Here is a 23,647-nt window from a genome sequence, read left to right as displayed (position 1 = left end):
AGTCGTAACCGGGCCAAGCGTTGCGCGCAAGGGCGAAGGCTGGTGTCACCGCGACCTAGGCCGACTCCTTGGGTTTGATCGCGTCCTGGACGCCCTGTCCGAGCGCCCGGCCGAATTGTTCGAGCCCGCGCACCGTGACATCGTTATACGGCATCGCAATGTCGGCGTCCTTCAGGCGCTTGAAGATGGCGAAGGACAAGTCGCTGCGAGTGCGGGCGCCTTTCTCGACGTCCTCGCAAAAGCAGATCAATTCGAACCGCAAGACCGTATCGGTGATGGCGGTGAAGAGGACGATGGGCGCCGGAATCGACAGGACGAGATCGTGCGCCTTGGCGCATTCGATGAGGATTTCCCGCACTTTGTCCGGATCGGCGCGATGGCTCACGCCGATCGGCAAGACGACGCGGCCGACACGATCCGAACGCAACAGATTTTTGACAACACCCGTCACAAGGCTCGAATTCGGTACGACGACGGTGGCGCGGTCGAAAGTCTCGATTTCGGTGGAGCGCACATTGATGCGGCGCACATAGCCTTGCTCGTCGCCAACGACGATCCAGTCGCCGACGCGGATGGCACGCTCCCACAATAGGATCAACCCGGAGACGAAATTGTTGACGACGGATTGCAGACCGAAACCGATACCGACCGACAGCGCGCTGAGCACGTAGGTCAGCTTCTCGAAGCTCAGGCCCATGTAGGACAGCCCGAGCGACAGCGCCATCATATAGCCGACATAGCCAATGCTGGTCTTGATGGAGTTGCGCAGGCCGAGATCGAGCTGCGTATGTGGCAGGAACCTGACTTCGAACCAGTTCTGGAAGCCGCGCGTCGCCACGGCGCCGACGGCAAAGAGCAGCACGCCGATGACGATCGCCGACAGCGAGATGGTGACGTCGCCGACCTTGAAACCGAAGAAGGCGTTGCGCATGTAGCCGAACATGTCGTCCGATTGAATCCCCCACGGCAGCAGCAGCAGCATGACCGCCATCACGATGAGAGCGAGGCGCAAGGCGCCGCTGGTCAGGGCGCTGATCTGCTCGAGGGTTTCGTGCTTGAGGCCGATGCTGGACAGAATGGCGCGGCCCATCATCCCGTGTGGCTTGAACGTCTGCGTGATGCCTTCTTCGGCCAGCACGGTGAACATATAGAGAAGACAGCCGATCAGCGTGATCCAGGCGACCTGGTCGGCGATGAACGAGGCAAAGGCGACATAGCCCGAGACGTCCGCCAGAATGACGATGGCGATGGCCGACCATGCGGCGAGGCGGATCGGCGCGAAGATATTGCGCTGCGATTCCGTGCGCGGATCGTAATTCGGATCGTCATGCGGGTCGGTGCCGAGAATGCCCTTCAGCGTGCCGGCCATGATCAGCGCAACGGCGAGCGCACCGATGCCGCGAATGGCAACCGGCACCGGCAGGCTGGCAAAGATGATGTCGGTGAACTTGTCGAGGATCTTGGTAATCGAAATCACGACGGCCAAGGTCAGCGCCAGGTGCCGCAATTTCTTGATCACCGGATCGGTCAGGTCGAGCAGGCGCCACGTCGGCAGTTTCGGCGACAACAGACCGCGGGCGATGCCGATCGCCAGGCTGACGCGCACCACCGCAATCGACATTTCACGTCCCAACGGCTCGAAGCGCGAGTTGAGCAGATGGAACGTGTCGAAAGTATAGCTGACGGCGATATACATCGAGATTGGAATGCTCGCGCTGACCGCTGCAACCCAGATCGCCGCCAAAACCTTTTGCAATTTGGTCGGCGCGGAGATTTTCGGATCCCGACGCATGACTCGGCGCGAAATCGTAATCACCGGCCAATAAAGCAACCCGATGAACAGCAGAGTTGTGACGAAGCGCAGCAGCCGCAACCCGCCCAATTTGCTGCGCGCGCCCGATAGCCAATCGCCAAGGACGACTTGGGAAGCCATGAGGTCGTTCGGCAATTCTCGTGCGACGGAGCGCCAGAGCGAGGGGCTGAAAATGCCGTCGCCCTGTTCGAAATGGGCGCGCGCGAAGAGGTCGTGCCGCCGAGTGCTGATTGCCTCGGCGAGTTGCTGAATTTGCGTCTGCATCGCCTGAGCCTGATTGGCCTGGGCGCTAAGGTCATCGAACAGCTTTTGCTGATCGTTCCGTTGCGCCACTTGGTCGGGCGTGTCGTCGGGCTTGGCGGGCGGGCTCAGCCGCACCTTCACGGTCGCGATCTGCTGATTCAATTCATCGAGAATCTTCTGAATCTTCGGGGCGAGCGGTTCGAGATCGGTGCGCAACCCGGTCAGGGTCGGGTCATCGAGATTCTGGCGCAGCAGAGTGCTCTGCACGGCGTCGAGCGCGATCTTCGGCCCGTCGAGCCGCTGCTTGAAGGCGTCCACCGGTGAGGGCGTCTGGGCCAGCGCGACCGATGCGCTGAGCAGCAGGAGCGCGGCGAGGAAGCGGGCGAGAAGCGTTCGGAACACAGGCGACCTCTGCGATTCGGGATGACGAGGGGCAATCATATGGTAGCGGTTTCTCGGCAGGGAGCGGAGAGCCTCCCTCGCCGCCAATTCCGGTTTTCTTGCGGCAGGGACTGGCCCGCCGTCCTTTGGCGCCCCAGATTAGCGCTATGCCACGCAATTAAGAGGACCGCATGATCGAATTGCATTATTGGCCCACCCCGAACGGTCACAAGATCACGATGTTTCTGGAGGAGACAGGGCTCGATTACGACATTCATCCGGTCAACATCGGTAAGGGCGACCAGTTCCGCCCCGAATTTCTCAGCTTTTCACCGAACAACCGCATGCCGGCGATCATCGACCGGGCGCCCAAGGATGGCGGCGCGCCGATCAGCGTCTTCGAATCCGGGGCGATTCTCGTCTATCTCGCTGAAAAGACCGGAAAATTCATGCCCGCCGACGTGCGCGGCAAGACCAATGTGCTGCAATGGCTGTTCTGGCAGATGGGGGGGCTCGGGCCGATGGCCGGGCAGAATCATCATTTCAGTGCCTATGCGCCGGAAAAACTCCCTTACGCGATCGACCGCTATGTGAATGAGACCAATCGGCTCTACGGCGTGCTCGACCGGCAGCTTGCAAAGTACGAATTCGTTGCCGGCGATTATTCGATTGCCGATATGGCGGCCTATCCCTGGATCGTGCCGTACGAGCGGCAAGGCCAGAAGCTTGAGGATTTTCCGCATCTCAAGCGTTGGTTCGAGGCGATTCGCGCGCGGCCTGCGACGGTGCGTGCCTATGAAAAGGGCGCCGCCATCAGCGCGCCCGCGCCGATGACCGAGGAAGCGAAGAAGATCCTCTTCGGCCAGACTGCGGCGAGCGTAGGTGCTGTTTAATGCCAAAGGTCGCGGACGCGACCTTTGGACCACTCTTCATTTTTCGCTATCGCCTTGAAAAGGCGAAAAATGAAGAAAAGAACCAACGGTCACTCTTCGTGACCGTTGCTATAAACTGGAGCGTGGTAGCGGAAGGTGACCGCGTGCCGCGCCACGTCCCCCGGCGCAAGAAGGCGCATTGACGGCTTCTCGCGAATGTCGCCGGTAAAGCCGACCGGATCGCCGTGACCCGTCCAGGCCTCCAGGCACAGATAGGGCGCGCCGGGCTTGGTCCAGAAGGCGAAATGCGGAAAATCCTCGCAAATCAACTCGATGGCTGCGCCATCCTTGTGTGCGAAGCTTAAGGACGGGCTGGCCGCGTGCAGCAGGCAAAGGGCCTCGCGGGCAAAAAGCTCCGGGCTGAGCGGCAATGTCCGATCTTTGAGCGGAATGGGCCGGGCTTCGCGTGAGAACAGTCCGTCGGGCGCGATGATCGGCACTTCGGCGCGTTCGTCGCGCGGGAAATGCAGGCTGTACTCGCTCTGCGCGCCGCCGGCGAAGGGCCAGCAAAAGCCGGGATGGACGCCGAGCGCGTAGGGCAGGGGCTCGGTTCCCGGGTTGCTGATGTCGAACATGCTGATGAGCGCGTCTTGGTCGAGCCGGTAGGTCACGTCGAGCATGAAGTGAAAGGGGAAGCCGGCGTGGGTCGCTGGGTCGTTGCGCAGGCGGAGGGTTGCCGCATTCGCCGAGCGCGCCACGACGTCGAAGGTCTTCGACGCGGCAAAGCCGTGCACGCCCATCGGGTAGGTGCGGCCATCGACCCGGATTTCCCCGTTCCGCGCCCAGCCGACGAGCGGGAAGAGGATCGGGCTGGTCGCCGACCAATAGGCGGGATCGGGCGTCCAGAGCAAATCGCGTTCCGCAACGCGCCAGACCAAGGGCTCCGCGCCGGTGAGAGCGATTCGCGCGAGGGAATCGCCGGATTGGAGCGTGAGGAACGTCGAAGCGACAGGAATCGGAGCTTGGTCGGCAGGCATTGAGTCGGGTTCCAGGGCGTGAGAGATGACCTCTGCACGAGGCGATTTCGAGGTGTTATGCGTAATTCTCGCGTCTCCAATGCTATTTGTGCATACAAAAGGTTGATGCCGGGCGCTCGAATGTCGCGCCGATTCCAGTGAACGTAACAATTTTTTGACGAAAATTTCGGGTTTTCGCCCCGAAAACGAATAAAAGCCCACGAAAATCGGGGCCGGATGCGCAAATTTGATTGCCGCTGATTGATTTCGAAAAACTTTGCGCAGCCTCTTGCTTTTTGTGCGCCGCACATGCATATTATTGCGGTGCGGCAACGATGTTGTCGCCAATGCCCTCCTTGGGCGTTTCCTCCCTAGACTTGGGCCGCCTGTTTCAGGCGGCTCTTTTTTTCGCGCCGCGTTTAATTTCCAGGCCGTCTCTATTCCGCGGCGAGGCGTTTCGGCGCGATCATGCCCGCGGCCGTGTCGGCGATCGCGGCGATGGTTCGGCGCAGGTCGGCGGCAAGCGTCGCGAACCGCTCGGACGGCTGCAGCAGCCGCTCGTCCATATAAAGATCGCGGCGGATCTCGATTTGCAGGGCATGGCTGTGGGCGGCCGGATTGCCGTAGCTCTCGGTGATGAACCCGCCGGCATAGGGCCGGTTGCGCTGGACCTGATAGCCGCATTGCCGCAGGGTCTCTTCGGCGGCGTCGACGAGCTGCGGTGCGGCGCTGGCGCCGTAGCGGTCGCCGAGCACGAAATCGGATTTGAACTTGTCGCCCTGCCGACCGGCAAAGGCCGAGGAGGGCATGGAATGGCAATCGATCAGGACGCTCATGCCGAAGGTTTTGAAGGCTTGGCTCGTGAGGCCGCGCAAGGTCCGGTGATAAGGCTTGTAGACCTCGTCGATGCGCTGGCTCGCCTCTTCAACCGGCAAGCGCCGGGCATAGATTTCCTGCGCCTCGCCGACGATGCGCGGAATCGTGCCGAGCCCGCCCGCCACCCGCAACGAGCGGGTATTGGCAAAGGCCGGCAGGCGCCCGTCGAACATGCGCGGATCGAGTTCGAACGGCTCGCGGTTCACGTCGAGCCAGGCGCGCGGGAAATGGGCGCGCATCAAGGGAACGCCGAGCGTGACGCAATCCTGGAACAGATTGTCGACAAAGGCATCTTCCGAGCGCCGCAAGGTCATCGGATCGAGTTTGGATTGGGCCAAAAATGCCTCCGGATAGACCCGGCCCGAATGCGGCGAGTTCAGAACAAGGGGGCTTGTCACCGCGTCCGGCAAGGCAATGTCAAAGGCCGGATTGAAAATTGTCGTCTGCAAGAGCTCGCTTCCAGCTGGGTCCTAACCGTAAATGAGCCACAATAGTTACCGCGCCTGGCGCGAATTTTCACTCGTTATTTACCAGCATGGCGCTTTATGGAAACACTTCCGACGCACGAGGACTGGCTAGGGCCTGTCGTCAATGATGGATAGGGTCTGGATGAGGTCAAAAATGGTCATATGCAAGGAGCATTGCGTAGCCGGTACGTCCGTACCGGCAAGCATTGCGACGTGGCAGATGACCATTTTTCACCTCACCCCGAAGGGGCGTGGCGAATTTGACCGAGTGGTGCGTCGCCAATCGTCGCAAGGCCGACGCATCTGGACTTGGGCTTGCCCAAGTCCAGCATCAAGGATGCGCAAATCGGGAACACCCGATTTGCGTTCTTCCTCATGGCTCCTGCCACTCGGCCAAATTCGCTCACGTCCAGACCCTATCCATCATTGACGACAGGCCCCAAATGCCGCACGACACCATGCTCAACACAAAAATCCTGCTCGCCGAAGACGACAATGACATGCGCCGCTTTCTGGTGAAGGCTTTGCAGAACGCGGGATACGACGTTGCGTCTTTCGACAATGGCCTTTCCGCTTACAACCGGCTGCGCGAAGAGCCATTCGAATTGCTGCTCACCGATATCGTCATGCCGGAAATGGACGGAATCGAACTGGCGCGCCGCGCCACCGATCTCGACCCCGATATCAAGGTGATGTTCATCACCGGCTTTGCCGCCGTCGCGCTCAATCCCGACAATAATGCGCCGCGCGAGGCCAAAATCCTGTCCAAGCCCTTCCATTTGAAGGATTTGGTCGGCGAAGTGAACCGGCTGCTCGCCGCCTGACGAGATCGAAAAATAACCGCTTGCATCCCGGAGGTGAGTTCGTTATATCCGCCCAACCTTGCAGCGGTGACGCTGACGGGCGCGTAGCTCAGCGGGAGAGCACTTCCTTGACATGGAAGGGGTCACAGGTTCGATCCCTGTCGCGCCCACCATCTAAAATTTCTTGATTATCAAGCACTTTGCACTTGATTGGCCGCGCGCCGATCCGGTGCGAATCTTGGCGATTCGGCAGCAATTCAGCAAGGATTCGGAGCTGTCGCCGACGGATCGGTGCGCCATCCTCTGCGTATGCGGATGGCGCGGTCCGGCATGGATTCAGCTTCACCCTGCAAGCTCAAGGCAGCTTGTCGAAGAACAGGTAGACGGCGGCAATCCGGCCGTCGTGGGCGACGATGAAATCGGTGCCGGCATATTCTGGCGCCTTGCCGGGGGTGCCCGATACCCAGCTGACGCGCCCGCCATCACCAGTCTCTTCCGGCGGGGCGATCGGCTGATAGCGGTAATCGGGATGGGTGGCCTTGATCACGCCCGCGATATGGTCGATCGCATCACGGCCGCGATGCGCGCCGTTGTTGGGGTCGTAGAACACCGCGTCTTCATGGAAGATCTCGTCGACGGTGGCACGGCGGCGCACAGGGTCGTTTTCGCCGAACACGTCGTGCAGATTGCGCAGCAACAGGGTCGATATGCTCTGGGACATTGGATGTCTCCGTTTGGCATAGAGGGGAAGGGGAGCACGCCGGCGGCGTTTCGCACGAGGCCCCCCTGCAGAGACGGGTCTGCAGGCTTTCAGGGGCGAGGAGCGAAGATGTCGCGGCGATGTTTTAGGCGGTCAAGACGGAGGGCGAACCCTGCTTGCCGCGATTGTCGAGGCTGAGCGAACCGGCGCCGTAGGCGGCGATTTGCAGAAGGCCACCGGCCATCATCACGTTCTTGAGGAAGTGGATCATCTGGTTCTGGTCGGCGAAATTGTTATGGAAGGCTGCGGCCGTCGCGAGCGAGAACAGGGCAAGGGCCACGGCGACATAGCGCGCCTGGTAGCCGGCAATGAGCAGCAGACCGCCGCCCAATTCGACCGCCACGGCCACGGCGTAGGCCAGCGGCGGGAAGGGCAAGCCAACCGCGCCGATAAAGCCGGTCGTGGCAGCATAGGCGCCGAGCTTGCTCAGGCCGCTCATGGCGAAGGGAACGCCAATCATCAACCGGCCGACAAGGGGAAGGTAACGGGTATCGAACATCGAAAGTCTCCTAGAAACGGTTCGCCGCATCTCGTTGCGGGATGAGGAAATGATGTTGCGAAAAGCGGATTTTCGAAATAGAAATGATTGAAAATCATCGTTGCAGGTTTGTCGATGTCGAAAATCCCGGACTTCGAGGGGCTGGCCATGTTCGCCAAAGTGGCCGAAGAGCGCTCCTTCGCCGCGGCGGCCCGCGCTATGGGCGTCTCGGTGGCCACCGTCTCGCGTGCCGTCACCCGCCTGGAAGAGCGCCTGGGCGGGCGTCTTTTCAATCGGACCTCGCGGCAACTCGCCTTGACGGACTACGGCCACACGCTCGCCGAGCGGGCCTCGAAAATCTACGCCGAAGCCGAGGAGGCCGAGAACGTCGCCCGCGAGGCCTCCAGCCGCCCGCGCGGCCTCGTGAAGCTGGCCGCCCCGCTTTCCTTCGGGACGCGTTGGGTCGCGCCGCTGCTGCCGGAATTCTTTCGCCGCTATCCCGACATTGCGGTCGATCTGCATCTTACCGATGCGCGAACCGACCTGATCGGCGACGGCTTCGATGCCGCCTTGCGCATTGCAGCGCTTGAGGATTCGTCGCTCGTCGCCCGCCTGATCGTGCCTGTACGCCGGTTCGTTGTCGCGTCGCCTTCCTATCTTGCGCGCTATGGCCGGCCGCAGCACCCGCACGATCTCGTCGCCCATCATTGCCTGAGCTACGCCAATCGCGCGAAGCGCGACGTCTGGCGCTTCACCCACCGGAAAACGGGCGAGGAATCCGCGGTGACGCCAACGGGGCCGCTTCGGGGGACGAGTGCCGAAGCCCTGTTGCCGACGGTGCTCGAGGGCCTGGCGATCACCGAATTTCCCGAGTTTCTCGCCACGCAATATTTTCCCGACAAGCAGCTTGAGCCGCTTCTCGCCGACTGGCGCATGCCGGAAGGCGGCCTGTACTTCGTTACTCCCACGGCCCGCGCGCGTCCCGCCAAGATCTCCGCTCTGGCCGATTTCCTGATCGCCGGGCTGAGCGACGCGCCGTGGCGCGCCGAAGCGGTAATGGGCTGGAAACCTCCGGAGCAACGGGGAAAGCAGCCATAGGTTTGACGATTTGATGTCATCATTTCTGCAACGATAGCTTTCAATCATTTCCGTTTCGAAAGGCGATCTTCCGCCGCAAATTGTCTCCTCAACCAGGAGACAGATCATGGCACGCAAACTCGAAGGAAAAATCGCCGTCGTGACCGGCGGCACCACCGGCATCGGCCTCGCCACCGCCAAGCGCTTCGCAACGGAGGGCGCAAAGGTCTTCGTGACCGGCCGCCGTCGGGCGGAACTCGACGCCGCGGTCGCGGCGATCGGGCCGAAGGCGACGGGCATCCAGGCGGATTCCGGCAATCTGAGCGATCTCAACTGCCTCTATGAAAGGGTCAAAGCGGACGCCGGCCGCATTGACGTGCTCGTCGTCAATGCCGGCGGCGGCTCCATGCTGCCGCTCGGCTCGATCACGGAAGAGCAATATGACGACACGTTCGGCCGGAATGTGAAGGGTGTGCTCTTCACGGTGCAGAAGGCGCTGCCGCTCCTGGTGGACGGCGCCTCGGTGATCCTCACGGCGTCCAATGTCAGCGTCAAGGGCACGCCGGCGTTCAGCGTCTACAGCGCCTCCAAGGCCGCGGTGCGCAATTTCGCGCGGAGTTGGACGCTCGATCTTAAGGCGCGCGGCATCCGCGTGAATGTCATCAGCCCCGGCCCGATCAAGACGCCCGGCCTCGTCGATCTTGCCGGCCCCGATGCGGCGCAGCAGCAGGGGCTGCTCGATTATATGGCCTCCACCATTCCGCTCGGGCGCGTCGGCGATCCCGATGAGGTTGCCGGCGTCGCCGCTTTCCTCGCATCCAATGATGCCAGTTTCATTGCCGGCGCTGAGCTTTTCGTCGACGGCGGACAGGCCCAGATCTGACCGGTGCCAGGTCGCCCGTTCTAGCGGTGGATTGTCAGTCGAACTGGCCGTAATCGGCGAAACGGCGATTGACGATGTCGAAATCGACCGGGTGGCCCGCGCAGACGCCTTCGCGCGTCTGCAGCATGTGCCATTGCTGGCTGCGGTAATAATCCGCATAGCCCGGCCAGGATTTGGCGTTCGACAGCCAGCATTTCTGCGCGAGATTCTTGCCCCGGATCGTGTCGCAGACGAGACCGCTGCCGTAGACGCCGACATGGTAGCCGCCGGCCGTCACCACGCGTTTCGCCACTTTGAAATAGCGGGTGACGGCATTCAGCGCATGGTCGCTGTCCCAATTATTGTCGACGCCGAAATAGATGGTGCTGCCGCGTGGCTGGCGCATGGCATGGGCCATGACGACCGCGCGCTTGGCGTCACGCAGGCCGGATCGGGGCGTGAAGCTGGCGATACGATTGCTGTGGTGCTGGAACACGACGCCGAGCTTGAAGCCGTGTTTCTTTATTAGCACCCGTTCGCGCGGGGTGATCGACTTGCCGTCGAAGGTCTCGTCTTCGAGGTCGTAATAGCGGATTACGGTCTTGATGCCGATGCGCTTCATATGTTTGAGGAAGCCATCGTCGACCTGGGACGAAAGATCGACCGCCGTCGCTTTCAGCCGGGCGCGGCAGAAATCGGCCGCCTGCTGCGCATAGGCCGCAGTGCCGATGAGAAGAGACGCGAGCACGAGAAAAAGCGGCAATCTGCGCAGGTTGAACACACTCGCCTCCGGAAACGCAACACAGGCAACGACAAAGCAGCAATGTGGAGACGATTCCGCGCGACGAACCTCCGCTCACAAACGGGGCGAACCCGGTCTGTGATGCGAAGGACGGCGGCACCGTTCCAGCGCCGCATCATCCAGCAAGATTTTTAATAATTTCTTCACGCGCCCCCGCGGCATAGCGGTTCTCTGAAGGCCGCTGCGACTCATTTATCCTCAGAACAAAAGCTTCCGCCTCTGTACCTTGTCATCGTCGAAGTTCGATGGATCGAGCCAAGCTTCGTAACCGGCTCTCAGGCGTGGCCAGTCGGGGTCGATCATCGCATACCAGGCCGTGTCGCGGTTGCGGCCTTTGGCGACCATATGCTGACGGAAAATGCCTTCGAAGGTAAAACCGAACCGTAAGGCGGCGCGCTTGGATGGCTCATTCAGGTTGTGACATTTCCACTCGAAGCGGCGATAGCCCAGCGTATCGAATAGATAATGGGCGAACAGGTAGAGGGCTTCGGTGGCCACCCGAGTCCGCGCGATCGACGGTCCCCACAATATGTTGCCGATTTCGGCGGCGCCGTGCGATGGGTCAATGCGCATCAGGGCCTGACGGCCTTCGGCTCGCCCAGTCGCCTTGTCAATCACGGCGAAGAAAAGCGGATCCGAGGAGGCCGCCTTTGCTTCAAGCCAGTCGGTCATTTCCTCCAAGGCCGCCGGGGGTTCGTCGAATAAATACCGGAACCGATCGTCGCCGCCGGGTTCGCGCGCCGAGGCGAACAAATCCTTGCTATGACGACGGGCATCGAGAGGCTCAAGCCTCGCGTAGCGGCCCTCGAGGGTGACGCGGTGCGGGGGCGGCACGCCCTTCCAACTGGACAAATCCATATTTTGGCCTTTCTTCAATCTACTGCGCCGGCGGGGGCGCTGGCGCGCGCAGCCTCGGATCTTTCGGATCAGGCAGACATTTTTGCCGGCTCCGCCGGTGCAAAAGGTCCGGGGCCATCGACGTTCACCACGGTCTCACCCTTACCTAGCCTGACGAAGACGTAGCGGACGTCATTGCCGCCCTCGATGATCTGGCAGCGGTGAATGGCCCGGCGCGGAAAATAGGCGTAATCGCCCTTGCCGATCTCGAAGGATTGCTCGCCATTCTCACCGAAATCGACTCGAATGCGACCCGACAGCATGTACATGACACTGTCGAACTCGGCGTGGTGATGCCATTGGCTGGGAGCCTCCAGCGCCGTGACATGGCACTCACCGACCCACAGGTCGCCGGCGGCGATGGCCTTGCGACGGTTCTGCCCTGGCGTGATCGGACCCTGAACCGTCTGATCGGACTTCACATAACCAATCTTCTCGAACAAGCCGTCGCTCATTGTTGCCTCCGTTGTCTATCTTTCGGGGATTTTTTCTTGTAGCAGTGATCAATGAAGACATCCGGCCAATTTTTGTCGCTATTCAGACAAAAACTCGTTGAGCCCTACGAGACAGCCCTGCGCCCTCTGGTCGGTTATGCCGAGGATTACACGTCTGGCTTGCGTACAGGTTTTCACAGCCACCCGCGCGCGCAACTCCTCTTTGCCATATCCGGCGTCATGCGGATCGAGACGTCATCGATGTCCTTTACGGTTCCTCCGACGGCGGCGTTGTTTCTGCGCGCGAACGAATCCCACTCGGTGACGATGGACGGCCCCGTCGCGCTCCGCGAACTTTTCCTGCGGGAAGACGCAGTCGCCCGGGCCGCACTCAAGAGCGCGGTTATCGCGGTGTCGCCCTTATTGCGGGAGCTGATCTTGGCCGCATGCGCCGAACCGGTGAACTGGGAGCTCGGCGGCCGCGGCCATCACCTGACCGAACTTGTGCTCGACGAAATCTCACGTGCCACGCCACTTCCCCTGAGTTTGCCGCTGCCCCGCGATCCTCGGTTGATGCGCGTTGTCGCTGCGCTGCGTCTGCACCCGAGCGATGGGCGCGGGCTCGATGAATTGGCGCACATGGCGGGTGCGTCGACGCGCACATTGGCGCGACTTTTCCGCTCGGAAACCGGCCTTGGCTTTCGACAATGGCGTCAGCAGATGCGGATGACCGAGGCCCTCAACGCCTTGATCAATGGCGCGCCGCCGACACGCGCTGCTGCATTGGCGGGTTTTGTCGGCCAGCCAGCCTTTGGTGCCGCCTTTCGCAAGATCTTTGGACTCACGCCCGGCCAAGCGCGCACGCTGGGAAAATCCCTTGCTAAGTCGATAAGCGCAGAAGAAACACTTCAGTTTGATAGCAAGGGGTGAGTGCGCGCACGCAAGCCGGATAGCTCACGCGCCGGGCGGTTCCGGCCACGGTCTTTGCTTGGGCCGCAATTGCTCGAATTGGTAGGCGAGGCGCAAGACGCCGAGATCGTCGAAACGCTGCCCGACGATCTGCAGGCCGATCGGCAGGCCGTCGGCGGTATAGCCGCAATTGATCGAGGCGGCGGGCTGTTCCGACATGTTGAAGGCGACCGTGAAGCCGATATGTTCGAAGGGCCGCGCCGGATCGTCGGTCGGGCAGGGCAGTTCGGCGGCAAAGGCGGGTAGCGGCGCCGTGGGCGACAGGACGAAGTCAAACGGCGCGCAGGCGTTGGTCGCGGCAATGCGCATCGCGGTGATCTGGCTGAAGCCCTTGAACACGCGCTGGCCGTCGTAAAGTGCGGCGGCGCAGGCCCAATCGACGATGAAGGGCAGCGCTTTCCTGCGCCGCTCTTCGGGGAGGGCGGCCAGATCGGCCCAGGCGCGGGCGCGCCAGAAATCGTCGAGGCCGTTCAGCATGACGGGGGTCAGGAACGGCGGCATCAGTTCGACATGGGCGCCGGCGTCGCTCAAGATTTTCGCTGCCTGTTCGACTGCCCGCAGCACTTCGGGCTCAGGCATCATGCCGCAACCGGCGTCGAGCAGGAGCCCGATGCGCAGGCCCTTGACCTCGCTGTCGAGCGCGAGCCAATCGATCGCTTGATGCGGCAGGCTCATATAATCGCGCGCGTCGGGCTGGCTCAGCACGGCCATGCTGAGCGCCGCGTCGCGCACGTTGCGGGTCATCGGTCCGGCAACGCGGCCGATATAGGGCGGGTCGATCGGGATGCGCCCGTTCGAGGGTTTCAGGCCGAAGATGCCGCACCAGCCGGCGGGCAGGCGCACCGAGCCGCCGATATCGGTGCCCAGATGCAGGGGGCCGTAGCCGGCGGCAACGCCCGCGCCCGCGCCCGCCGAGGAGCCGCCGGGATTGGTCGCCAGATTCCACGGATTGCGCGCGAGTTCGTGAAAGCTTGAGAGCCCCGAGGACAGCATACCGTAATCGGGCATGGTGGTCTTGCCGAGAAGGACCGCGCCGGATTCGCGCAGGCGCTGCGCTGGCGGCGCATCGACGGCGCTCGGAACCAAATCCGTCGCCGCCGTGCCGAGTGGGGTCGCGACGCCGCGGGTCGCGATATTCTCCTTGATCATCACTGGCACGCCGTCGAGGGGCCCAAGCGTCGCGCCTGCGCGCCAGCGCGCTTCCGACGCGTGCGCTTGCCTCAGCGCCTGCTCGCCGTTCAGCGCATAGGTGGCGTGAATATGCGGTTCCCATTGCGCGATGCGGCCCAGAATCGCCTGCGTCACGTCGACCGGCGACAGCGTGCGGCTTTTGAAGCCGGCGAGCATCTCCGCCGCAGAAAGATCGTAAAGGGCCATCTTTGCTCCTACTCCCAGGACACGGCGCTCATATCGTTGACGAAGATCGGCGAGTTCTTCCACAGGCCGTGCAAATTCTTGTTGGCGATGGTGACTTGCGGCAATTGGAACAGGAACGCGTTGACACAATCCGTGACAAGCATCCGCTGGGCGTCGCCGAGCAATTTCAAATGCTCTTGTGGGTCGGCGGTGGTGCTGATTTTGGCGTAGAGATCCTGGAAGGCCTTGCTGTCGTAATTGAAATAATAATTCGGATTGGCGTAGATGCCGATGTCCAACGGCTCGACATGGCTGATGACCGTCAGATCGTAGTTCTTGTTGGTATAGACGCCTGAGAGCCATTGCGCCCATTCGATATTCTCGATCTTCGTTTCGATGCCGACCTGAGCCAATTCGGCCGCGATGATTTCGCCGCCCTGCCGCGCATAAGGCGGCGGCGGCAATTGCAGCGTGAGCTGCAGCGGCAGTGCCACGCCCGTCGCCTTGAGCAGCGATTTCGATTTTTCCGGATCGTAAGGGTAGGCCGCGGTCAGATCGACATAGCCGGGATCGCCCGGCACCATGTGACTGCCGATCGGCGTGCCATAGCCGCTCTGCGCGCCGTCGATGACGGCCTTGCGGTCGATCGCATAGGCGATGGCCTGGCGCACGCGCACATCATCGAGCGGCTTCTTCTTGTTGTTCATCGCCAGGATGGTTTTGCCCTCGGTGCCGCCGACCGTCACGGTGAAGCGCGGATCGCTTTGGAACTGCGCCACACTTTCGAACGAGCCGAAGCGCGGAAAGGCATCGACATCGCCGGCGAGCAGCGCCGCGACCTGCGCTGCGGGATCGTTGATGATACGGAACGTGACCTTGTTGAGCGCAATGGTCTTCGCCGCGCGATAGCCGTCCCATTTCGTCAGCGTGACCGAAGAGCCTTTCACCCAGGAATCGAATTTGAACGGGCCGGTGCCGACGGGCTTGGTCGCGTTCGTGCCGGCGCTTTTCGGCTCGACAATGACCGACGGGCTCATGCCGAGGTCGAACAGCACGTCCGGATTGGGTTGTTTCAACGTGATCGCGATGCTTGAAGGATCGGGCGTCTCGATTTTGTCGATGGTTTGAAAGAAGGCCTTGATCTTGTTGGTGCTGTCTGCCGCTGCTGCGCGCTCGAAGGAGAATTTCACATCCGCCGCGGTGAAGGGCTCGCCGTTCTGGAACGTGATGCCGCTTTTCAGCTTGAACGTGTAGGTTTTCAGGTCGTCCGAGACGGTCCAGGAGTCAGCGAGTTGCGGCGTCACCGAATTGTCGGCGTTGATCTTGGTGAGGCATTCGAAAATATTATCATGGGCGATCTCGCCGATCGCCGCCGCGGCGCCCGCGGTCGGATCGAGGCCCGGCGGCTCCAGGATCATGCCGATCGTCACCGTGTCCTTGGGCGCTGCCTGGGCTTGCGCCGTCAACACGAGGAATGCAGCGGCCAAACCTGCACAAATGCGTCTCATTGCGGTCTCCCGATAGGATAAGCCCTATAGCAGACGGGCAGCGCGCGTTCGTCAAGTGGCCTTCGGCTCCAAGTTAGGAAGCTGAATCATTCCTGTTGACCAGCCAACGTCAATCAATTCGAAGATAAAGATTTCCGACCAAACCCGTCCATCTTCGGCACCGAATTCACCAGCTCGCGCGTGTAGGCATGGTGCGGGTTGGCGAAGAGATCCTGCGGGTTGCCGCGCTCGACGATTGTGCCGTGCTGAATCACCGCGACCTCGTCGCACAGATGCTCGACCACGGCGAGATCGTGGCTGATGAAGAGATAGGTGATGCCGAAATTCTGCTGCAAATCGCGCATCAAGTTGAGCACCTGCGCCTGCACCGAGACGTCGAGCGCGCTTAAAGGTTCGTCCGCGACGATCAGTTTCGGCTTTGTGACGAGCGCCCGCGCGATGGCGATGCGCTGGCGTTGGCCGCCGGAAAATTCATGCGGATATTTGACGAGGTCGCTGTCGCGTAAGCCGACCGAATTCAGCGCCGCGATCACCGCATCGCGCGGCGCAACTCCGTTTTTGTCCTTTCCCAGTGCAGCCAGCGGCTCGGCGACGATGCGCTCTACCGTCTGGCGGGGATCGAGCGAGCCGTAGGGGTCTTGGAACACCATCTGCATGTCGCGCCGCAACTTGCGCATCACCGCTTTTTCAGCTTTGTGGATATCGACGCCCTGGAAATGGACCGAACCGGAATCGGGGGCTTCCAAGCCTAGAATGAGCCGCGCGAGGGTCGACTTGCCCGAACCCGATTCCCCCACGAGGCCAAGACTCTTGCCCGGTGCGATGGCAAGATCGAGATCAGTGACCGCCTTGATGACCGCGCCGGCCTGCCACAGGCCCGCGCGCGGCAGACGGTAATGTTTGGTGAGATGTCTGGTCTCGAGCAGAAACGTCACGAGTCACGTCCTTGTCCGTCGGGGTGTGACGATGTGAAGAGCAAACAGCGCGCCACATGATCCTGTCCGACCTCAACGGGCGGCGGGGTAACGAAATAACAGCGATCGAAGGTTTGCGGGCAGCGGCCGGCGAACGGACAGCCGGCGCTAAAATCGGCAAAGTCGGGTACATTCCCCTTGATGACGGGCAGCGGATCGGCGCTGCGCCGGCCGAGCTTGGGGCGGGCATTGAACAGCCCTTGCGTGTAGGGATGCGCGCGCCGCGTGAAAAGCGCCTCTGTCGCAGAGCGTTCCACGATCGTGCCGCCATACATGACAGCGATGCGCGTCGCGTTTTCGGCGATCAGCGCAAGGTCGTGCGAGACGATGATGAGCCCCATGTTTTCCGATTCCACCAGCTCGGCGATGAGATTAAGCACCTGTTTCTGGATCGTCACGTCGAGCGCCGTCGTCGGCTCGTCGGCAATCAGCAGTTTCGGCTTGCAGGCGAGCGCCATGGCGATGGCGACGCGCTGGCGCTGGCCGCCGGACAATTGATGCGGATAGGCATCGAGCCGCTGCCGCGCATTCGGAATTCCAACGCGGTCGAGCAAGCGCAGCGCTTCATCGCGGGCATCGACGCGCGACAGGCTCTTGTGCAACAGCAAAGGTTCGGCGATCTGCGCGCCGATGCGGTGCAGCGGGTTGAGCGCCGTCATCGGCTCTTGAAAAATCATGGCGATGCGATTGCCGCGCAAAGCGCACATCGCCTTTTCATCTTGCACCGGCAATGGCCGGCCTTCGAAGCGGATGTTGCCGGACACTTCCGCGCCTTCCGGCAGCAGGCCCATGATCGCGAGCGCGGTCATCGATTTGCCGGATCCGGATTCGCCGACGATACCGAGCCGGTCGCCTTGCCGCAAAGTAAGATCGAGCCCGCGCAAAATCTCGGTCCTGCCGCGCGGTCCGGGCACGCGTACGCGTAAGTTCTCGATATCAAGCAGCACCGTCATGCGCGCGTCCGTGCGAGGCGCGGGTCGAGATAATCGCGCAAGCCGTCGCCCATCAGATTGAGGCCGAGCACCGCAAGCGCGATGGCCGCGCCGGGATAGATCGCCAGCATCGGCGCTTGCGCCGCGGTGCCAAAGAGCTGCGTCTGCGCATCGTTCAGCATGCGCCCCCACGAGGCCTGCGGCGGTTGCGTGCCGAGGCCAAGATAGGACAGCGCCGCTTCGGCCAGGATCGCATTGGCGAATTGCAATGTCGCCTGCACGATCAGCGGCGCCGAGATATTGGGCAGGACGTGATCGCGCAGGATGCCAATCTGCGTTCGGCCCGCGATGCGCGCGGCGCGCACATAATCCTTCGGCAGAACGCCGTTCGCGGCGGCGCGTGCGACCCGAGCGAATACGGGGATGTTGAAAATGCCGATGGCGATGATCGCGGTGATCGTGCTCGCGCCATAGGTCACCTGCAGCATGATTGCGCTGAGCAAAGCCGGAAAGGCAAAGGTGATGTCAGCGCAGCGCATCACCACATCGTCGATCCAGCCGCCGCGCGAGGCAGAGAGAAGGCCAAGGAGCGTGCCCAGGATCAATCCGATGCCGACCGCGACCACGCCGACAAGAATGGACGTGCGCGCACCGGCGAGAATGAGCGAAAGAATATCGCGGCCGAGTTGATCGGTGCCGAACCAATGGTGCCAGGACGGCGTTTGCAATTTGTGCGGAATGTTGAGAGCGTCAAAGCCGGTGGGCCAGGGCGTCCAGATCAGCGATAGAACGGCCATGCCGAACAGCAGCGCGACGAGCACGCTGCCGATCAGGAAATTGCCGCGCAGGTGCATGCGGCGCGAGGGAAAGGAAGCGGCGCTCATCGGGCTTGCGCTTTCAGGCGCGGATCGATCAGCGCGCTCGCGATATCGACGAGAAAATTGATCGCGACAACGCTTCCCACCAGCAGCATGACGCAATCCTGCACGACGACGAGATCGCGGTTGGCGATCGATTGAAACAGCAGCCGCCCCAGGCCTGGCAGTTGAAACACGTTTTCAGTCACGATCGCGCTCGCCAGCAGATTGGCAAATTGCAGCCCCATGACGGTGATGATCGGCACGAGCGCGTTGCGCAGGCCGTGCCGCCACAAAGCTGCATTGCGTGTGAGGCCTTTTGCCCGCGCGGTGCGGATGAAGTCCTCGCGCAACACGTCCAGCAAAGCCGAGCGGGTCACGCGCGTCAAAATTGCCGCCTGCGCGAGGCTGAGCGAAACGACCGGCAGGGCCAGCGCCTTCGCAGCTTGCCAGAGCCCGCCGTCCCAGCCGGGAAAGCCGCCGGCGGCAAGCCAGTGCAGATGCACGGCAAAGAGAAGAATGAGCAGGATCGCGGCCCAGAAGCTTGGCACCGACAGGCCGATCTGGCTGAGCGCGATCACACCGGCGTCAATGAGCGTGTTGTGCTTGGTGGCGGCGAACATGCCGAAGGCGAGCGCGAGCCCTGTCGCCAGCGTCATAGCGGCCAGCGCCAGCGGCAGGCTGACCCCGAGGCGCTGCGCGATGAGATCGAACGCCGGCGTGCCATAGGCGCTGCTCTCGCCAAAATCGCCGCGCAGCAGACCTGAGATCCAGGCGGCGTAACGAGTCGGTAGGGGCTCGTCGAGGTGCAGCTTATGGGCGAGCGCCGCGACCGCATCGGGGCTCGCATCCGGCCCCATGATCACCTGCGCGGCATTGCCGGGCAGCACCTGCAGCGCCAGGAAGACGAGAACCGACGCGATGAGAAGCGTCACGGCAAAGCTGATGAGCCGTCGCGCCAAAAAGCTGCTCATGCGGGTGGTCTCAGCGATGTGCCGATCATGGGGCCGCTGGAATGATGCACCTGTGACCGCAATAACGAGTCCAATGGTTGTCCCTAAACAGAAGCGCCGTTTGAATCAGATTTTGGTCACGCTTGCGCATCGTCAAGGCGATGTCCAGTGGTTCAGATCAGACGCTTGATACCCAGTCGAACGCCCGCTCCTGACCGATAGCCGACCTTCGCGGCATCAGGTCATCCGCTCAGGAAAATGGCGATCTCTTCGAAAAAGCGGCCGGAAGCGGGTTCGTTCTCCAGGAACAGATGGTTTTGGCCTGGGAGCCCGACGAACCGCGCCCCCGGAATGCCAGCTGCCATTTGGCGACCGGCCTCGATCGGGCATAAAGCATCCTCTCTGACGTGCATCACGAGTGTAGGTGCGGCGACCCGAGCGAGAAGATCTGTGACGTCAATATCGCCGGCTGCGTCAAAGAATCGGGCGGCGCATTCAGGGGATGTGGTCCTGCGCTGGAGTTCGTTGAAATAATCCGCCTGCTCCGGCGTCCCCCGAGGGATGAACAGTCCCGTGAACATTTGCCGAAACGCGGCATTGTCCGCACCCCAACCCAGTCGTATCAGGGTCATCATCGCATTGCGCTTGTCCCTCTCGGCTGTTGAACGCTTCTTGCCGCCTAGTGCAAAGCCTCCGTAAAGGATTAGGTGAGACACTTTCTGGGGGTGCCGCACGGCATATGCGATCGAAACGGCACAACCCTGCGAGATTCCGAGGAGTGGGAAACGCTCAAGTCCGGCCGCATCGACGACCGTCTCAAGATCGGTGACCCAGGCGTCCAGGGAAATCTTGTCCACGTCCCAGTCGGACAATCCGTTGCCGCGAGCGTCATAACGGATGAGGGTGTGATTGTTCGCAAGACCGCGGAAGACATGCCGCCAGACCGGGCTCTCCCAATCGTATTCGAGGTGGTTCATCCAGTTTGCAGCCTTGACGAGTGGCTGCCCGCTGCCGGCTATCGCATAGGCGAGACGCACCCCGTCGGGCGCCCGGCAATACCTAATTTCCTGAGGAATCCGTAGCGGGCCAACGCTTGGCGTTGTGTCGGATGCTCTGTCGGCCGCGAAGACATCGACTGGCTTTGAGATGTTCTTGAGATTTTTCAGGCCCAATTTTCGGAAGCCGAAAGCTACCTTTCCATCCACTTGATCGAAGGCCTGGCGGGAAATGAAGATGCCGCCGGGATCGGCGATGCTTTCCAACCTGGCCGCAATATTGATGCCGTCACCATAAATGCGTGATTCGTCGTAGATGACGTCGCCGACGTTGATGCCGATGCGAAACAGCATGCGTCGTTCAGGCTCTATTGTTGCGTTGCGCTCGAGCATCTTTTCTTGGATCGCAATCGCGCATTCTACGGCTGCCACGGCGCTGGCGAACTCGGCGAGTATGCCATCGCCGGCAGTGTCAATAATATGACCGCCATATTCACCAATCAAAGGCAGCAATACGGCCTGATGTCCCTTGAGATCACGCACCGTGCGCACCTCGTCTGAACCCATCAGGATGCTGTAACCCGCAATGTCTGCCGCCAGGACAGCCACAAGCTTACGTAACTGACCCTCCTTCATGAGAGTTCTCCAGAAGACTTCTCATGCGCTTCCTGCTGGTTCAGCCCGCTTGACTAACCTCGCACGCCCGGACGGCCTCAATCAATCGAAATCGCTGTCCAAATGCGCCCGGTGTTGAGCGACCGCTTTCCACCCTTCGCGGGCCTATGCTGTGGATCCCAAGCGACGGCCGACATTCTCGAAATCGCGCCGGGCCGCGTCGATGAGCGGCTCGCCCTTCTGCAAGCGTGAGAGATGAGCACGAGGAGCCCCGGTTCGACCCTAGAGGAACGACACGCGGGTCGCTTCCTGCTTGCCTTGGGCGAAACCGGCGCGGGCGGCGGGGATGCGGGTCGCCAGGTCCATCTGGTTCGTGCCCATGGCGGCGCGAGAATCGGCATCCGGTGTGATCACCTCGACGCGGCTGCCCTGCTTGCGCAGGGCCTCGACCTGGCCCTCCAGATCCATGCCCCATTCCTTTGGTCTGCGCAGCCCCTCGAACTGGCCTTCCGGGAGCGGCCCGCTCCGTCCGCTCAAGGGCGAGAGCACCAAGATATTCGCATAGCCCGAGGCAAGGTCGGCGTTGTCGGGGGAGCGTACGCCGCCGTTGATGTAGCGGGCGCCGTTGATGCTGTGGGTGGGGACCAAGCCGGGCAGGGCGGTCGCCGCAGTGACCGCGTCCACCAGATCGACACCGGAATCACGGTCGAACTTGGCCACTTCGCCGGTATGCGCGTCGACGGCCACCACGATCATCGGCCTGTCCGACCATTCACGGCGAGGCAGCCTGGCGGCGACCGTGGCCCGCCACCGTTCGCCCGCGGCGGGCCCAAGCATTGCGTCGCACTCCAACCCGAACGCACCCATCGCGCGTTGCAGATCGGCCGACGAGGTTGCGGCAGCGGAGACGGCCCGCATCCGCTCGAAGACCGTGGCCATCGGCAGGGACGGCGGAGGTTGACGGTTTTGTCCGACCGGTTGAACCGGCGGGGACAGCACCGAGGCCAACAGTTCTACCGGCGGTATGCCGCTGCGGACCTGCGCCGCCGCGGTGGCGCCGGCCGAGGTGCCGATCACCAGATCGGCGGCCTGCGTCATGTCGAGACCAGCCTCGGCTAGGCCTGCGATGATACCGATCAGCCACGCATTTCCGGCAGCCCCGCCGGCACCGAGAACCAGAGCAAGGTTTTTTCGAACCATCTGGCCACTATTTCAGCCCGTGGACACTCCTGTCCATCGAAATATCAAGACCATGCCTTGCGGCCGGGTTCGTGGCCGGGCCTTATCAACGACCATCATCACGAATGCGCCGTGCGTGTGCAGGTCGCCCGCGCTCCTGAAATGCCCACACTTTGAATCGCATCCGCGCAAGTGCCTCGGATTGACAATGTTCATGTTATGTTCTAAGCTTCGTAGTAGTTAAAGACTGCAATCCGCCGACTCGGACTTGATCGAAGCCCGAGGAGGTGGCGTGTTGCCTTGTGCGTTGCGGTCGGGATCGTGGGAGCGTCAAAATAAAAAAAATTGGGATCAAACTAATAGAGCGAATATGAAAATGATATCAATGGATTAGTGTGTATATCGCGGGATACATCAGAAATTGCCCGCGACCTATCGGAAGAAGGAGGGCCTTGGAGGGGAAGCCGAGGCTCGTCAAAGAACGGTCATTTCCGATAAAAACCGCAGCGATAATGGTTGATCTTACGGGCAAAATCGGGCATAGGACCGCCCACAAATGCTGCGGCTCGGCTCTCTGAGTCTCGGCATATCGTCATTTTCAGTTCAATTGGTGCGTGGCGGGTCATGTCTCCGCTCAACCTAAAGAGAAGGCCGGGGACATCCCATGAAAGTCCGTAACTCGTTGAAATCTTTGCGTACCCGTCATCGCGACAATCAGCTCGTGCGTCGCAAGGGCCGCGTTTACATCATCAACAAGACCCAGAAGCGCTACAAGGCTCGCCAGGGCTAAGCTTAAGCGTCGACAGGTCGCGTCACATTGACGAGCCCGGTATCCAGCCCTAATCTTTGGGGCATGCGTTCCGGGCTTTTTGCATTGCCAGTTCTTCTCGCGCTCGCGGCGATGCCGTCCGCGCAGGCCGACGATGGCGCCGTGAAGCCGCCGGCCGCCGTCTCCGATCAGGTGCAAAGTCCCGGCAAGGCGATGATGGACGAATTGTTCCAGCGGCTCGCCAGCACCAAGGATCCGGAAGAGGCGCAGGGCATCGCCACGGTCATTCAGCGGATGTGGCTGAAATCGGGCTCCGACACCGCCGATCTTCTGATGCAGCGCGCGGTTGCGGCCGGTAATGCCGGCGCCGACGATCTGGCGCTGACCCTGATGACCCGGGTCACCGATCTGCAGCCCGATTGGGCGGAAGCCTGGAATCAGCTCGCCAATCTGCAGTTCAAGATGGGCAACGAGGACGACGCGGTGCGCGACCTCGCCCACGTTCTGGCGCTCGAGCCGCGCCATTTCGAGGCGCTAGTCAGCCTCGGCGGGATTCTGCAGTCGGAGGGCGACGACAAGGGCGCGCTCGAGGCCTACCGCGCCGTGCTGAAGCTCTATCCGTCCGAACCGCAGGTCAAGAAATTGGTCGACAAGTTGGCGGTCGAGATCGACGGACGCTCGCTTTAAGTAGTAGCGCCACATTTTAGCCTTTTATTACAGTTTTATGTTAGAACTTCGTCCCGAGCGCTGCATTTTTGG

The 23,647-nt window shown here is 61.6% G+C and carries 23 protein-coding genes and 1 tRNA gene; 8 read left to right on the top strand and 16 right to left on the bottom strand.

Annotation, left to right across the window (positions count from 1 at the left end; genetic code table 11):
• Window positions 1-55 precede the first annotated feature (55 nt).
• Window positions 56-2,458, bottom strand: coding sequence for a DUF3772 domain-containing protein (locus V9T28_RS14220; RefSeq protein WP_158554728.1), 2,403 nt, complete (start codon window positions 2,456-2,458; stop codon window positions 56-58).
• Between the two features lie 170 nt (window positions 2,459-2,628).
• Between V9T28_RS14220 and V9T28_RS14215 the strand changes: the two genes are divergently transcribed.
• The gene (locus V9T28_RS14215) at window positions 2,629-3,330 is read left to right on the top strand and encodes a glutathione binding-like protein (RefSeq protein ID WP_116399569.1); all 702 of its coding nucleotides are present in this window, start codon (window positions 2,629-2,631) and stop codon (window positions 3,328-3,330) included.
• An 89-nt stretch (window positions 3,331-3,419) separates the two neighbouring features.
• Here V9T28_RS14215 and V9T28_RS14210 read toward each other — a convergent pair whose 3' ends face one another.
• Window positions 3,420-4,346, bottom strand: a complete 927-nt coding sequence (locus V9T28_RS14210; RefSeq protein ID WP_116399878.1) for an aldose 1-epimerase family protein — start codon at window positions 4,344-4,346, stop codon at window positions 3,420-3,422.
• Window positions 4,347-4,762: 416 nt separating this feature from the next.
• Window positions 4,763-5,650, bottom strand: a complete 888-nt coding sequence (locus V9T28_RS14205; RefSeq protein ID WP_116399568.1) for an N-formylglutamate amidohydrolase — start codon at window positions 5,648-5,650, stop codon at window positions 4,763-4,765.
• 476 nt (window positions 5,651-6,126) lie between these two features.
• Between V9T28_RS14205 and cpdR the strand changes: the two genes are divergently transcribed.
• Together cpdR and V9T28_RS14195 are read left to right on the top strand one after the other, a co-directional pair.
• Window positions 6,127-6,492 (top strand): cell cycle two-component system response regulator CpdR, encoded by a 366-nt coding sequence (cpdR, locus tag V9T28_RS14200; protein ID WP_116399877.1) that lies wholly within the window; start codon window positions 6,127-6,129, stop codon window positions 6,490-6,492.
• Window positions 6,493-6,569: 77 nt separating this feature from the next.
• Window positions 6,570-6,644 (top strand) — tRNA-Val (locus V9T28_RS14195).
• Window positions 6,645-6,826: 182 nt separating this feature from the next.
• Here the strand turns inward: V9T28_RS14195 and V9T28_RS14190 are convergent.
• Both V9T28_RS14190 and V9T28_RS14185 read right to left on the bottom strand, forming a co-directional pair.
• A complete protein-coding gene (locus V9T28_RS14190) occupies window positions 6,827-7,192 on the bottom strand; it encodes a nuclear transport factor 2 family protein (RefSeq protein WP_116399567.1) in 366 nt (121 codons plus the stop codon).
• 124 nt (window positions 7,193-7,316) lie between these two features.
• Window positions 7,317-7,730, bottom strand: a complete 414-nt coding sequence (locus tag V9T28_RS14185) for a DoxX family protein (RefSeq protein WP_116399566.1) — start codon at window positions 7,728-7,730, stop codon at window positions 7,317-7,319.
• A 114-nt stretch (window positions 7,731-7,844) separates the two neighbouring features.
• Between V9T28_RS14185 and V9T28_RS14180 the strand changes: the two genes are divergently transcribed.
• A complete protein-coding gene (locus tag V9T28_RS14180) occupies window positions 7,845-8,807 on the top strand; it encodes a LysR family transcriptional regulator (RefSeq protein WP_116399876.1) in 963 nt (320 codons plus the stop codon).
• A gap of 106 nt (window positions 8,808-8,913) precedes the next feature.
• Window positions 8,914-9,669: an SDR family NAD(P)-dependent oxidoreductase gene (locus V9T28_RS14175; protein ID WP_116399565.1), complete on the top strand. Its 756-nt coding sequence runs from the start codon at window positions 8,914-8,916 to the stop codon at window positions 9,667-9,669.
• A 34-nt stretch (window positions 9,670-9,703) separates the two neighbouring features.
• On the opposite strand, the gene V9T28_RS14170 is transcribed toward V9T28_RS14175, so the two are convergent.
• The 3 genes from V9T28_RS14170 to V9T28_RS14160 all read right to left on the bottom strand — a co-directional run bounded on the left by V9T28_RS14170 (window position 9,704) and on the right by V9T28_RS14160 (window position 11,802).
• Window positions 9,704-10,429, bottom strand: coding sequence for a glycoside hydrolase domain-containing protein (locus V9T28_RS14170; protein ID WP_116399564.1), 726 nt, complete (start codon window positions 10,427-10,429; stop codon window positions 9,704-9,706).
• Between the two features lie 219 nt (window positions 10,430-10,648).
• Window positions 10,649-11,308 carry a GNAT family N-acetyltransferase gene (locus V9T28_RS14165; protein ID WP_116399563.1) on the bottom strand — a complete coding sequence of 220 codons (660 nt, stop codon included), beginning with the start codon at window positions 11,306-11,308 and terminating at the stop codon, window positions 10,649-10,651.
• 68 nt (window positions 11,309-11,376) lie between these two features.
• A complete protein-coding gene (locus tag V9T28_RS14160; RefSeq protein WP_116399562.1) occupies window positions 11,377-11,802 on the bottom strand; it encodes a cupin domain-containing protein in 426 nt (141 codons plus the stop codon).
• Window positions 11,803-12,021: 219 nt separating this feature from the next.
• On the opposite strand from V9T28_RS14160, the gene V9T28_RS14155 reads away from it, so the two are divergent.
• Window positions 12,022-12,711, top strand: a complete 690-nt coding sequence (locus V9T28_RS14155; RefSeq protein ID WP_199499990.1) for an AraC family transcriptional regulator — start codon at window positions 12,022-12,024, stop codon at window positions 12,709-12,711.
• Between the two features lie 24 nt (window positions 12,712-12,735).
• On the opposite strand, the gene V9T28_RS14150 is transcribed toward V9T28_RS14155, so the two are convergent.
• The 8 genes from V9T28_RS14150 to V9T28_RS14115 form a co-directional block, all read right to left on the bottom strand.
• A complete protein-coding gene (locus V9T28_RS14150; RefSeq protein WP_116399560.1) occupies window positions 12,736-14,127 on the bottom strand; it encodes an amidase in 1,392 nt (463 codons plus the stop codon).
• Window positions 14,128-14,135: 8 nt separating this feature from the next.
• Complete coding sequence (locus tag V9T28_RS14145; RefSeq protein ID WP_116399559.1) at window positions 14,136-15,614, bottom strand: ABC transporter substrate-binding protein; 1,479 nt, start codon at window positions 15,612-15,614, stop codon at window positions 14,136-14,138.
• 113 nt (window positions 15,615-15,727) lie between these two features.
• The gene (locus V9T28_RS14140) at window positions 15,728-16,549 is read right to left on the bottom strand and encodes an ATP-binding cassette domain-containing protein (RefSeq protein WP_116399558.1); all 822 of its coding nucleotides are present in this window, start codon (window positions 16,547-16,549) and stop codon (window positions 15,728-15,730) included.
• Window positions 16,546-17,541 carry an ABC transporter ATP-binding protein gene (locus tag V9T28_RS14135; protein ID WP_116399557.1) on the bottom strand — a complete coding sequence of 332 codons (996 nt, stop codon included), beginning with the start codon at window positions 17,539-17,541 and terminating at the stop codon, window positions 16,546-16,548. Before V9T28_RS14135 ends, V9T28_RS14140 begins: the two co-directional genes overlap by 4 nt.
• Window positions 17,538-18,404 carry an ABC transporter permease gene (locus tag V9T28_RS14130; RefSeq protein WP_116399556.1) on the bottom strand — a complete coding sequence of 289 codons (867 nt, stop codon included), beginning with the start codon at window positions 18,402-18,404 and terminating at the stop codon, window positions 17,538-17,540. The genes V9T28_RS14135 and V9T28_RS14130 overlap by 4 nt, the downstream gene beginning before the upstream one ends.
• Window positions 18,401-19,351 carry an ABC transporter permease gene (locus tag V9T28_RS14125; protein WP_116399555.1) on the bottom strand — a complete coding sequence of 317 codons (951 nt, stop codon included), beginning with the start codon at window positions 19,349-19,351 and terminating at the stop codon, window positions 18,401-18,403. The genes V9T28_RS14130 and V9T28_RS14125 overlap by 4 nt, the downstream gene beginning before the upstream one ends.
• 221 nt (window positions 19,352-19,572) lie before the next feature.
• A complete protein-coding gene (locus V9T28_RS14120; protein WP_116399554.1) occupies window positions 19,573-20,961 on the bottom strand; it encodes an alpha/beta fold hydrolase in 1,389 nt (462 codons plus the stop codon).
• A 261-nt stretch (window positions 20,962-21,222) separates the two neighbouring features.
• Window positions 21,223-22,140: a patatin-like phospholipase family protein gene (locus V9T28_RS14115; RefSeq protein ID WP_116399553.1), complete on the bottom strand. Its 918-nt coding sequence runs from the start codon at window positions 22,138-22,140 to the stop codon at window positions 21,223-21,225.
• Between the two features lie 643 nt (window positions 22,141-22,783).
• On the opposite strand from V9T28_RS14115, the gene ykgO reads away from it, so the two are divergent.
• Together ykgO and V9T28_RS14105 are read left to right on the top strand one after the other, a co-directional pair.
• Window positions 22,784-22,909, top strand: a complete 126-nt coding sequence (ykgO, locus tag V9T28_RS14110; RefSeq protein WP_088521155.1) for a type B 50S ribosomal protein L36 — start codon at window positions 22,784-22,786, stop codon at window positions 22,907-22,909.
• A gap of 84 nt (window positions 22,910-22,993) precedes the next feature.
• Window positions 22,994-23,575 carry a tetratricopeptide repeat protein gene (locus tag V9T28_RS14105; protein WP_158554727.1) on the top strand — a complete coding sequence of 194 codons (582 nt, stop codon included), beginning with the start codon at window positions 22,994-22,996 and terminating at the stop codon, window positions 23,573-23,575.
• Window positions 23,576-23,647: the final 72 nt, after the last annotated feature.

The organism is Methylovirgula sp. 4M-Z18 (assembly GCF_037890675.1).
Lineage (GTDB): Bacteria > Pseudomonadota > Alphaproteobacteria > Rhizobiales > Beijerinckiaceae > 4M-Z18.
This window is presented reverse-complemented; position numbering and strand designations above follow the sequence as displayed.